Source organism: Serratia sp. HMSC15F11 (assembly GCF_001808215.1).
Classification (GTDB): Bacteria; Pseudomonadota; Gammaproteobacteria; order Enterobacterales; family Enterobacteriaceae; genus Serratia; species Serratia nevei.
On the sequence record NZ_KV792432.1, the window covers coordinates 56089 to 68388 of the forward strand.

At 63.6% G+C, this 12300-nt stretch carries 6 protein-coding genes; 4 read left to right on the top strand and 2 right to left on the bottom strand.

Annotated elements, in window-relative coordinates; all coding sequences use genetic code 11:
* The 4 genes from lysC to HMPREF3138_RS08690 all read left to right on the top strand — a co-directional run bounded on the left by lysC (position 1) and on the right by HMPREF3138_RS08690 (position 9370).
* Positions 1 to 1368 (top strand): lysine-sensitive aspartokinase 3, encoded by a 1368-nt coding sequence (gene lysC / locus HMPREF3138_RS08675; protein WP_038874349.1) that lies wholly within the window; start codon positions 1 to 3, stop codon positions 1366 to 1368.
* Positions 1369 to 1511: 143 nt separating this feature from the next.
* Positions 1512 to 2429, top strand: a complete 918-nt coding sequence (gene panS, locus HMPREF3138_RS08680) for a ketopantoate/pantoate/pantothenate transporter PanS (RefSeq protein WP_038874351.1) — start codon at positions 1512 to 1514, stop codon at positions 2427 to 2429.
* A gap of 385 nt (positions 2430 to 2814) precedes the next feature.
* The gene (locus HMPREF3138_RS08685; RefSeq protein WP_038874353.1) at positions 2815 to 4494 is read left to right on the top strand and encodes a ShlB/FhaC/HecB family hemolysin secretion/activation protein; all 1680 of its coding nucleotides are present in this window, start codon (positions 2815 to 2817) and stop codon (positions 4492 to 4494) included.
* 49 nt (positions 4495 to 4543) lie between these two features.
* A complete protein-coding gene (locus tag HMPREF3138_RS08690) occupies positions 4544 to 9370 on the top strand; it encodes a hemagglutinin repeat-containing protein (RefSeq protein ID WP_070558928.1) in 4827 nt (1608 codons plus the stop codon).
* 47 nt (positions 9371 to 9417) lie between these two features.
* On the opposite strand, the gene HMPREF3138_RS08695 is transcribed toward HMPREF3138_RS08690, so the two are convergent.
* Together HMPREF3138_RS08695 and HMPREF3138_RS08700 are read right to left on the bottom strand one after the other, a co-directional pair.
* A complete protein-coding gene (locus tag HMPREF3138_RS08695) occupies positions 9418 to 11067 on the bottom strand; it encodes a Na/Pi cotransporter family protein (RefSeq protein WP_038874356.1) in 1650 nt (549 codons plus the stop codon).
* Positions 11068 to 11307: 240 nt separating this feature from the next.
* Positions 11308 to 12300, bottom strand: a complete 993-nt coding sequence (locus tag HMPREF3138_RS08700; RefSeq protein WP_038874358.1) for an ABC transporter ATP-binding protein — start codon at positions 12298 to 12300, stop codon at positions 11308 to 11310.

Sequence of the window (12300 nt, forward strand, 5' to 3'; positions counted from 1 at the left end):
ATGAACCAAGCAGCACCCCAGAATTCCACCGTGGTAGCCAAGTTCGGCGGCACCAGCGTCGCCGACTTTGAAGCCATGAACCGCAGTGCCGACGTCGTGCTGGCCAACCCGCAGGTCCGCCTGGTGGTGTTGTCCGCTTCGGCGGGCGTCACCAACCTGTTGGTCGCCCTGGCCGAGGGTTGCGAGGCCGACAAGCGCAATTACCAGCTTGATGAGATCCGCCGCATCCAGTACGCCATCCTCGATCGCCTCACGGCACCGGTGGTGATCCGCGAAGAGATCGACCGGCTGCTGGAAAACATCGCCATGCTGTCAGAGGCCGCGTCGTTGGCCACCTCGACGGCGTTGACCGACGAGCTGGTCAGCCATGGGGAGCTGATGTCCACCCTGCTGTTCGTTGAAATCCTGCGCGCCCGCAACGTGCAGGCCGAATGGTTCGACGTGCGCAAAGTGATGCGCACCGACGATCACTTCGGCCGCGCCGTGCCGGACAGCGCCGCGCTCAGCGAACTGGCCCGAGCGCAGTTGCAGCCGCGCCTGCAGGAAGCGCTGGTGGTCACCCAGGGCTTTATCGGCAGCGAGCCGAAAGGCCGTACTACCACGCTCGGCCGCGGCGGCAGCGACTATACCGCCGCGCTGCTCGGCGAGGCGCTCGGCGTTGGCCGGGTGGATATCTGGACCGACGTGCCGGGCATTTACACCACCGATCCGCGCGTGGTGCCGGCGGCCAAGCGCATCGATAAAATCGGTTTCGAAGAAGCGGCGGAAATGGCCACCTTCGGCGCCAAAGTCCTGCACCCCGCCACCCTGTTGCCGGCGGTGCGCAGCGACATTCCGGTTTTTGTCGGCTCGAGCAAGGATCCGGCGGCCGGCGGCACGCTGGTATGTAACACCACCGAAAATCCGCCGCTGTTCCGCGCGCTGGCGCTGCGCCGCAAGCAAACGCTGCTGACGCTGCACAGCCTGAACATGCTGCACGCGCGCGGTTTCCTGGCCGAGGTGTTCAACATTCTCGCGCGCCACAACATCTCCGTCGATCTAATCACCACCTCGGAGGTCAGCATTGCGCTGACCATGGACACCACCGGCGCCACCTCCGTCGGCGGCAGCCTGCTGACCACCTCGCTGCTGACCGAGCTATCGTCGCTGTGCCGGGTGGAAGTGGAAGAAAACCTGGCGCTGGTGGCGATCATCGGCAACCAGCTGTCGCGAGCCTGCGGCGTAGGCAAAGAGGTATTCGGCGTGCTCGATCCGTTCAATATCCGCCTGATCTGCTACGGTGCCAGCAGCTATAACCTGTGCTTCCTGGTACCGGGCGAAGAAGCCGAACAGGTGGTGCGCACTCTGCATCACAACCTGTTCGAATAAGTCATTATCCCTGATTGCGGGCGCAGCACGCTGCGCCCCTGCGTCTAAAAAATCCGTTAAAAACCTGCAGGGGTTCAGCATGTTGAACCCGCAAAAAAACACAACCCCACCCACCGTTCTCAATCTGGCTAAGGAAAACCTGCATGCTGGCACTACTCACGCGCTTATTCCCCCTGTGGGCGATACTGCTGTCCGTCGCCGCCTATTACACGCCGACCACCTTTACCGGCATCTCCCCCTACGTCAGCCCGCTGCTGATGCTGATCATGTTCGCCATGGGCGTCACGCTGCGGCTGGACGACTTCAAGCGCGTGCTGGCGCGTCCCGGCCCGGTGGCGGCCGGCATCTTCCTGCACTATCTGATCATGCCGCTGGCGGCCTGGATCCTGGCGATGCTGTTTCGCATGCCGCCGGACTTGTCCGCCGGCATGGTGCTGGTGGGCAGCGTGGCCAGCGGCACCGCGTCCAACGTAATGATCTACCTGGCCAAGGGTGACGTGGCGCTGTCGGTGACCATCTCGGCGGTCTCGACGCTGGTCGGGGTGTTTGCCACGCCGCTGCTGACTCGCCTGTATGTCGACGCCAAGATCAGCGTCGATATCATGGGCATGCTGCTGAGCATTCTGCAGATCGTGGTGATCCCGATCGGCCTGGGCCTGATCGTCCACCACACCCTGACCAAGACGGTGAAACGCATTGAGCCGCTGCTGCCGGCGCTGTCGATGGTGTGTATCCTCGCGATCATCAGCGCGGTGGTGGCGGGCAGCCAAAGCCACATCGCCTCGGTCGGTTTGGTGGTGATCGTCGCGGTGATCCTGCACAACGGCATCGGTTTGCTCAGCGGCTACTGGGGCGGCAAGCTGTTCGGCTTCGACGAATCCACCTGCCGCACGCTGGCGATCGAAGTCGGCATGCAGAACTCCGGGCTGGCAGCCACGCTGGGTAAAATCTACTTCTCACCGCTGGCCGCTCTGCCGGGCGCGCTGTTCTCGGTCTGGCACAACCTCTCCGGTTCGCTGCTGGCGGGGTATTGGTCCGGCCGCCCTATCAAGAAAAAATAAACCGCCTGTAGGGACGCAAACAATTGCGTCCCCGTTCTTCTCTGCGAAATTTCGTATTTCCCACTGGTCGGATTGTCATAATTCCCCTCATCCCCTATCATCCGTGAAAAATAAAAATTCAGATTCTTCCTAACCATGCCGATAATGTTGGCAAGAGGAAGAGACGTTCTACTTTTTTTAATTAATTAAGTCACCAGGGTTGCCCGCCATAAAAGAAGCAGCCTAATTATTATTTAGATCTATACCCACCGTCTTATTTGCCGCGGCAAATCAAGATACCTCGCAATGTGCATGTCGCTCATTATTTCGGGCCGGCCGTCGGCCGCCCGTGGTTACCTCATGGATTGGGCTGGCTGCCCCGGCAGCCTCTCATAAATGGATTACAATGATAAAAAAAATAACCGCCTTGACGCTGTTGGTCAGCACGGCCCTTTCCGCCGAAACCCTGCCGGACGCCCACATGATGCGGGATATGTCGATGGGGGAGTCGCGCCGTGCGTTGCAAGACAGCACGCGTGAAGTCAACCAGTTGATTGAGCAACGCCGCTACCAGCAGCTGAAGCAGCAACGCTTGTTGGCGGAGCCGGAACCGGCCGCGCCCGCCCTGCCGCAGTCCGCGCAGTGCCTGCCGATCGCCGGCGTTTATCTGCAGGGCGTCACCCTGCTCTCGCCGACCGATTTATCCGCCCTGAGCGCGCTGCCGGAAAACTGCATCAGCAGCAATGATATCAATCGCCTGACCCGCGAATTAACGCGCCTTTATGTGCAAAAAGGCTATATCACCGCGCGCGTGCAAATTGTTCGCCCTAATTCACAGGGAGAATTGGGATTAAGCGTGACGGAAGGATTTATCGAGAAAATAGAAGGCGGCGATCGCTGGGTCAACAGCCGTTTATTATTTCCGGGTCTGGAAGGCAAGCCGTTGAAATTAACCGAGCTCGATCAGGGATTGGATCAGGCCAACCGTTTGCAATCGAATACCACCAAGCTGGATATATTGCCCGGCCGCCAGGTTGGCGGTTCGGTCATTCGTTTGCGCAATCAACATGCCAAGCCCTGGCTGATTACCGCCGGCACGGATAATTACGGCCAAAAAAGCACCGGCCAGTGGCTGGCGCGCGGCACCGCCACGCTGGACAGCCCGTTCGGCCTGTCGGACTTCGTCAGCCTGAACGCCAGCAGCACGCTGGAAAACCCGGCTCATCGCTATAGCCGCGCCTATACCCTGCTCTATTCGCTGCCGTACGGCGCGTTCACCTTCAGCGGGTTCGCCAGCTTCTCGTCCTATGAGAACCACCAGCAGCTGCCGCACAACGTGGTCAAACTGCATGGCCAGACCCAACAGTACGGGCTGCGCAGCGACTATGTGTTTTACCGCGATCACGATCAGATAGACAGCCTGAGCGGCCAGTTGACCTACAAGCGCATCGACAACTACTTCGAAAGCGTGCGCCTCGAAGTCAGCAGCCCCACGCTGACCCTGGCCGAGCTGAGCGCCAGCCACCTGCAGATTCTGCCCAACGGGGTGTTCAGCGCCAACCTCAGCGTCGAACAGGGTCTGCCGTGGCTGGGGGCCGATCGCCACCCGAGCTCGGTGCACCTCGACAGCCAGTTCACCAAGGGCAAGCTGTTCGCCAACCTCAGCCAGCGCCTTCACCTGGGCGAGGCGACCTATCAGCTCAACAACCTGTTCTACGGCCAGTACAGCCGCGACCCGCTGCCCGGCGTGGAATGGCTGAGCCTTACCGATCGCAGCGCCGTGCGCGGCTTTAGCCGCAGCACCCAGTCCGGCGACAACGGCTGGTATCTGCAGAACACGCTGTCGCGCAGCTTCAATCTGGGCGCCACCACGCTGACGCCGCGTCTCGGCGCCGACGTCGGCCGCATTTTGCCGCGTCAGGACAGCTCGGGGTGGCGCAGCAGCGCCGGCCTGAGCAGCGGCGCCACGTTGCGCTATCGGCAGGCGCTGGTCGATCTCGAGGTCAGCCGCGGCTGGATCTTGTCGAATCACGCCACGCCGGAAGATCCCGTTCAGGTACTGGCGCGCTTTTCTTACACCTTTTAATTAATCAGCAGTTTTGCAGGACCCCACGGCAATATACGGAGAGACATGGATGAAAAATAATAACTTCAGGCTTTCAGCAGCGGGCAAACTGGCCGCCGCGCTGGCGATTATTCTCGCCGCTTCCGCCGGCGCCTATGCCGCGGAGATCGTGGCGGCCAACGGCGCCAACGGCCCCGGCGTTTCCACCGCCGCCACCGGCGCGCAGGTGGTCGACATCGTCGCGCCAAACGGCAGCGGGCTGTCGCACAACCAGTATCAGGACTTCAACGTCAACCAGCCCGGCGCGGTGCTGAACAACTCCCGCGAGGCGGGGCTGTCGCAGCTGGCCGGCCAACTGGGCGCCAACCCCAATCTGGGCGGGCGCGAAGCCAGCGTCATCCTCAACGAAGTGATCGGCCGTAACCCTTCTCTGCTGCACGGCCAGCAAGAGATCTTCGGCATGGCGGCCGACTACGTGCTGGCCAACCCGAACGGCATCAGCTGTCAGGGCTGCGGGTTCATCAACACCAGCCGCTCCTCGCTGGTGGTCGGCAACCCGCTGGTCGAGAACGGCCTGCTGCAGGGCTACAGCACCCTGGGCAACCGCAATACCCTGAGCCTCAACGGTACCCTGAGCGCCGGCGGCGTGCTGGACCTGATCGCACCGAAGATAGACAGCCGCGGTGACGTGATCGTACAAGACTTCACCCACCGCAACGGCAGCGTGACGCCGGCGGCGATCAACGCCATCAGCGGCCATAACCGCGTGGCGCGCGACGGCAAGGTGCTGGCCAGCGTACAGCCGACCACCGCGCTGGACAGCTACTACCTCGGCAGCATGCAGGCCGGGCGCATCAACATCATCAACACCGCGCAAGGCAGCGGCGTGAAGCTGGCGGGCACGCTGGCCGCCCGCGACGATCTCAAGGTGAAAGCCTACGATATTCGCAGCGAAAGCCGCGTTGACGATGCCAGCAGCAACCGCAACGGCGGCGACAACTACCAGAACTACCGCGGCGGCATCTACGTCAACGACCGCAGCAGCAGCCAGAAGCTGACCCGCACCGAGCTGAAAGGCAAGAACATCAGCCTGGTGGCGGATAACCACGCGCACCTCACCGCCACCGATATTCGCGGCGAAGACATCACGCTGCAGGGCGGCAAGCTGACGCTCGACGGTCAGCAGCTGAAACAGACCCAGGGCCACACCGACGACCGCTGGTTCTACTCCTGGCAATATGACGTCACCCGTGAGCGCGAGCAGCAGCAGCAGGCAGGCAGCACCGTCGCCGCCAGCGGCAGCGCCAAACTCATCAGTACCCGGGAAGACGTGAACCTGTTGGGCACCAACGTCAGCGCCGATCGGGCGCTGAGCGTCAAGGCGGCGCGCGACGTGCACCTGGCCGGGCTGGTAGAGAAGGATAAGTCCACCGAGCGCGGCTATCAGCGCAACCACACTTCCAGCCTGCGCACCGGCAGCTGGAGCAGCAGCGACGAAAGCGAAAGCCTGAAGGCCAGTGAACTGCGCAGCCAGGGGGCGCTGACGCTGGAGGCCGGCAACAACGTCGCGACCCAGGGCGCCAAGCTGCACGCCGGCCGCGATTTGACGGTCAATGCCGGCAACCAAATCCAGATTGGGGTGCAGAAAACCGCCAACGCCAAAGCGGTGCGCGATGACAAAACCTCCTGGGGCGGCATCGGCGGCGGCGACAACAAAAACAACAGCAATCGCCGCGAGGTCAGCCACGCCTCCGAACTGACCAGCGACGGCACCCTGCGCCTGAACGGCCAACAGGGCGTCACCATCACCGGCAGCAAGGCGCGCGGCAAGGAAGGCGGCCTGGTCACCACCACGCAGGGCGGCCTGCGCATCGACAACGCGCTGAGCACCACCGTGGACAAAATCGACGCGCGCACCGGCACAGCCTTCAACATCACCAGCAGTTCGCACAAGGCCGACAACAGCTACCAGAGCAGCACCGCCAGCGAACTGAAGTCTGACACCAACCTGAAGCTGGTCAGCCGTAAGGATACCGACGTCATCGGCAGCCAGGTCACCAGCGGCGGCGAGCTGAGCGTGACGTCGCAGACCGGCAACATCAACGTCAAGGCCGCCGAACAGCAGCAAAAAATCGATGAGCAGAAGACCGCGCTTACCGTCAACGGCTACGCCAAAGAAGCCGGCGACAAGCAATACCGTGCCGGTTTGCGCATCGAACCCACCCGCGACAGCGAAAAACCCACCCGCACCGAAAACCGCGCCTCGACCCTCAGCGGCGGCAGCGTGAAGCTCGAGGCGGAGAAGGACGTGACCTTCAGCGGCTCCAAACTGGTCGCCGACAAAGGCGATGCCAGCGTCAGCGGTAACAAGGTCTCGTTCCTGGCGGCCGACGATAAAACCACCTCGAACACCGAGCAGACCAAGATCGGCGGCGGTTTCTACTACACCGGCGGCATCGACAAGCTCGGCAGCGGCGTGGAAGCCGGCTACGAGAACAGCAAAACGCAGGCGCATAGCAGCAAGGCGGTCACCTCCGGCAGCGACGTTAAAGGCAACCTGACTGTCAACGCCCGCGACAAGCTGACCCAGCAAGGCGCGCAGCACAGCGTCGGCGGCACCTACCAAGAGAACGCCGCCGGCGTCGATCATTTGGCCGCTGCCGACACCGCCAGCAGCAGCACCACCAAAACCGACGTCGGCGTGAACATCGGCGCCAACGTCGATTACAGCGCCGTGACCCGTCCGGTCGAGCGCGCGGTCGGCAAGGCGGCCAAGCTGGACGCCACCGGCGTCATCAACGACATCGGCGGCATCGGCGCGCCTAACGTCGGCCTGGATATCGGCGCACAGGGCGGCAGCAGCGAAAAACGCAGCAGCAGCTCGCAGGCGGTGGTCAGCTCGGTGAAAGCCGGCAGCATCGACATCAACGCCACAGGCGAAGTGCGCGATCAGGGCACGCAATATCAGGCGAGCAAAGGCGCGGTCACGCTGACAGCGGACAGCCACCGCAGCGAAGCCGCGACGAACCGCCAGGAAGAGCAGAACCGCGACACCCGCGGCAGCGCCGGCGTACGCGTCTACACCTCCACCGGCAGCGATCTGACCGTGGACGCCAAAGGCGAAGGCGGCACCCAGCGCAGCAACAGCAGCGCCAGCCAGGCGGTGACCGGCTCGATCGACGCGGCCAACGGCATCAACGTTAACGTGAAACAAGACGCGGTCTATCAGGGCACCGCGCTGAACGGCGGCAGCGGTAAAACCACCGTCAACGCCGGCGGCGATATTCGCTTCGATCAGGCCAGCGATAAGCAGAGCGAAAACCACAGCGGTTTTAACGTCAAGGCCTCGGCGAAGGGCGGCTTCACCGCCGACAGCAAAAACTTCGGCGCCGGCTTCGGCGGCGGCACCCGCAGCGGCGAAAACAGCGGCAGCACCGCCCAGGTCGGTAACGTCAGCGGCCAACAGGGCGTGGAGCTGAACGCAGGCCGCGATCTGACGCTTAAAGGCACCGACGTCAAAAGCCAGGGCGACATCACCCTGAGCGCGGGCAACAAGGTCACGCTGCAGGCGGCGGAATCGACCCAAACGCGCAAGGAAAGCCAACTGTCCGGCAATCTCGATCTGGGCGCCGGCAGCAGCGACAGCAAGGAAAAAACCGGCGGCAGCCTCTCCGCCGGCGGCGCGTTCGACATCGCCAAGGTGAATGAGTCCGCGACCGAACGCCAGGGCGCTACGCTCGCCTCAGACGGCAAGGTCACTCTATCCGCCGGCGGCAAAGGCGATGACGCGCTGCATCTGCAGGGCGCCAAGGTCAGCGGCGGCAGCGCCGCTCTCGAGGCGAAAAACGGCGGCATCCTGCTGGAGTCCGCCAAGAACGAGCAGCATAAGGACAATTGGAGCCTGGGCATTAAAGCCAACGCCAAAGGCGGCCAAACGTTCAACAAGGACGCCGGCGGCAAGGTCGATCCGAACACCGGCAAAGACACCCATACGCTGGGCGCCGGTCTGAAGGTCGGCGTGGAACAGCAGGATAAAACCACCCACGCCAACACCGGCATCACCGCGGGCGATGTGGCGCTCAACAGCGGCAAGGACACCCGCCTCGCCGGGGGGCGCGTCGATGCCGACAGCGTACAGGGCAAGGTGGGCGGCGATCTACACGTTGAAAGCCGCAAAGACGTCGAGAAAGGCGTGAAGGTGGATGTGGATGCCGGTCTGAGCCACAGCAACGATCCGGGCAGCAGCATCACCTCCAAGCTGTCGAAAGTGGGCACGCCGCGCTACGCCGGTAAAGTGAAAGAGAAACTGGACGCCGGGGTGAACAAAGTGGCCGACGCCACCACCGACAAGTACAACAACGTGGCGCGTCGCCTCGATCCGCAGCAGGACACCACCGGCGCGGTCAGCTTCAGCAAAGCCGACGGCAAAGTCACGCTGCCGGAAACGCCGGCCGGCGAAAAACCTCAGGGGCCGCTGTGGGATCGCGGTGCACGCACCGTCGGCGGCGCGGTGAAAGACAGCATCACCGGACCGGCGGGCCGCCAGGGGCAGCTCAAGGTCAATGCCGAGGTGGTGAACAACAACGCGGTCGGCGAGCAATCGGCGATTACCGGTAAGCACGGCGTGGCGCTGCAGGTCGGCGGCCAAACCCAACTCACCGGCGGCGAGATCCGCAGCCAGCAGGGCAAGGTGGAACTGGGCGGCAGCAAGGTCAGCCAACAGGACGTCAGCGGCCAACGCTATCAGGGCGGCGGCCGCGTCGATGTGGCAGCCACGGTAGGCGGCCTGGCCGCCGGTGCGGCGAAACAGGGCGTTGACGGCAACGTGCCGTTCGTCAGCGGCCATGCCTCAACGAAACAGGCGGACGCCAAAGCCGGCGTGTTCAGCGGCAAATAACGCGCCTCTCCTAGGCAATGCCCCCGGTGAAAACCGGGGGCATTTTTTTACAGCGTGCTCGGGGTGTCTTCCCAGTCGCGATCGTCGTCCTTCGCATCCTGATCCAACACGTTGTAAGCCACGGCGCAAAACAGCGAGTTCAGGCGCTTCATGTCCCCCAACAATCCCAAATGCAGCGAGCTGGTCTCGATGCTCTGCACGTTTTGCTGGTGCAGGCGATCGACGTGCGCGTGCGCGTAGCGGCGATCCAGAATGCGGAAGCGGTGCTTGGAACGGCGCAGGCGCTTGGCGCTGGTAACGTCGCCGGACAGGAACACCGACAGCCCCAGACGCAGGTTGCCGATCAGCCGCTCGTGCAGCCCGTCCAGCTCCGCCAGCCCTTCCGTCGAGAAGGCCCGGCGCGCGGCATGCGACTTGGCGCCCACGTCGCCGGCCATGCGTTCGATGATGTCGCCCGCCTGTTCCAGGTTGAGCGCCATTTCGATGATCTCCGCCCAGCGGCGCGAATCTTCCTCGCCCAGATCCTCCTTCTGGATCTGCGCCAGATACAGCTTGATGGCGGTGTACAGTACGTCGACGTCGTCGTCCAGACGCCGCACCTCTTTATCCACCCCTTGCTTGCCGTGCAGCACTTCGCGCTGCAGGATCATCATGTGTTCCACCACGTCGCCCATCCGCAGCGTTTCGCGCGCCGCGTTGGCCAGCGCCAGCGTCGGCGTGTCCAGCGCGCTGGCGTCCAGATGGCGCGGCCGCATGCGCGGATCGTCGGCCGCCACGTCGACGATCAGCCGCTCGCACAGCGTGGCCATCGGCCCGGCCAGCGGGATCATCACCAGGCAGCGGATCAGGTTGTAGAACACATGGAAATAGATCACCAGTTCTTCGCTGCCGCCAGGCAACTGAGCCATCACATCCGCCAGATAGGCGACGAAGGGCAGCACCAGCACGCACCCCACCAGCTTGAACAGCAGGCTGCCGAGCGCTACGCGCCGCCCGGCGGCGTTCTGGCCACTGGCGTTGATCATCGCCAGCAGGCCGCTGCCGAGATTGGCGCCGATCACCAGGCAGAGCGCCACCTTCAGCGAAATCACGCCGGACGCGGTCAGGGTAGCGGTCAGCAGCACCGCCGCCAGGCTGGAATAACTGACGATGGCGAACAGCGCGCCGGTCAGGGCGTCCAGCATCACGTCGCCGGTCAGCGACGAGAACAGCACTTTGACCCCGGCCGCCTGGGTGATCGGCGTGGCGGCGGCCACGATCAGCTCCAGCGCCAGCACGATCAGCCCAAGGCCGATCAGGACGCGCCCGATCTGGCCGATCCGCATCTGTTTGCGGCTGAGGAACAGGAAGACGCCGATCAGGATCAGCAGCGGCGACAGCCAGGAAAGATCGAAGGTCAGCACGCGCGCCATCAGCGCGGTGCCGACGTCGGCGCCGAGCATGATCACCAGCGCAGGCGCCAGCCCCACCAGCCCCTGCGCGACGAAAGAGGTCACCAGCAGCGCCGTGGCGTTGCTGCTTTGCACCAGCGCGGTCACGCCGATGCCGGAAACGAACGCCAGCGGCTTTTTCTCAACGCTGTCGCTCAACACGCGCCGCAGATTGGCGCCGTAAACCCGCATGATCCCGGTGCGCACGATGTGGGTGCCCCACACCAACAGCGCCACGGAGGAAAGCAGGTGAAGAAGGGTCAGCACGGAAGATACGCTCCATTAACGCCCGGCCAAAGGAGGCTGATACCCGATGCCTGTCAGGCGGTGCGGACGGACGGAACGGTTCTGTTCGCCTTAGCCGCAGCCGGTAGGCCAAAAGATGACGGGTACAGCGCGCGGTCCCGCCTGCCGGGCGTAGGTCTGGCAGGACAGCGAGCGGGCGGCAGACCGCAGAAGAGAAGGGTTAATGCGGCGGCGGAAAGGCCCCGGCGCCGCGCTGCGAAGTCATGCAACTTCCCGCAATACAACAGGTTCCAAGTGTAGCCCAATTTCCGCGCCGTCGGGCCGCAGGTCGGCCACCGACCGGTTGAGCACGTCAACCAGCAATTCTACACCGCGAACCTGAATCCGATAGCGTACCACATTCCCGAGCAAACTGTGGCCCAGGATCACCCCGCCGATCCCCTGCCCGGCCGGCAACAGGCCGATAGACTCGGGCCGGATCGCCACCTTGCCGGCATAGCTGCGCCCGGTCAGCTGGGCGGCCTGTTCGGCGGTCAGCAGGTTATAGTTGCCGATAAACCCGGCGGCGAAGGCGTCCGCCGGCTGGGTATACAGGGTTTCCGCATCGCCGCTCTGCACGATCTGCCCCTTGTTCATCAGCACGATGCGATCCGACAGGGTCAATGCCTCTTCCTGATCGTGGGTGACGAAGATCGCCGTCAGGTTCAGCTCGCGTTGAATGCGCCGGATCTGCTCGCGCAGGTGTTTGCGGATACGTGCGTCCAGCGCCGACAGCGGTTCGTCGAGCAGCAGCAGCCGCGGGCGGGTGACCAGCGATCGCGCCAGCGCCACGCGCTGACACTGGCCGCCCGACAGCTGATGCGGATAGCGCTTCGCCAGATCGCTCAGCTCCACCAGCGCCAGCACCTCCTGCACCCGCTGGCCGATCTGCCCGGCCGCCAGCTTCTGCATTTTCAGCCCGAAGGCCACGTTGCCTTCCACCGTCATATTGGGAAACAGCGCATAGCTTTGGAACACCATGCCAATGCCGCGTTTTTGCGGCGCCAGCGGCACCAGATCCTGGCCCTGCAGCAAAATGTGCCCGCTGTCGACCGGGGTCAGGCCGGCCAGGCAGCGCAGCAGCGTCGATTTGCCGCAGCCGCTCGGCCCCAGCAGGGTGACGAATTCCCCCTCTTCGGCGGTGAAATCGATATCCTGAAACACCTGGGTCTGGCCATAGTGTTTGTTCAGGCGGGTGACGTTGAGATAAGCCAT

Coding starts and splice junctions, on each gene's coding strand:
- lysC (WP_038874349.1), top strand. CDS start 1: ATGAACCAAGCAGCACCCCAGAATTCCACCGTGGTAGCCAAGTTCGGC.
- panS (WP_038874351.1), top strand. CDS start 1,512: ATGCTGGCACTACTCACGCGCTTATTCCCCCTGTGGGCGATACTGCTG.
- HMPREF3138_RS08685 (WP_038874353.1), top strand. CDS start 2,815: ATGATAAAAAAAATAACCGCCTTGACGCTGTTGGTCAGCACGGCCCTT.
- HMPREF3138_RS08690 (WP_070558928.1), top strand. CDS start 4,544: ATGAAAAATAATAACTTCAGGCTTTCAGCAGCGGGCAAACTGGCCGCC.
- HMPREF3138_RS08700 (WP_038874358.1), bottom strand. CDS start 12,300: ATGGCTTATCTCAACGTCACCCGCCTGAACAAACACTATGGCCAGACC.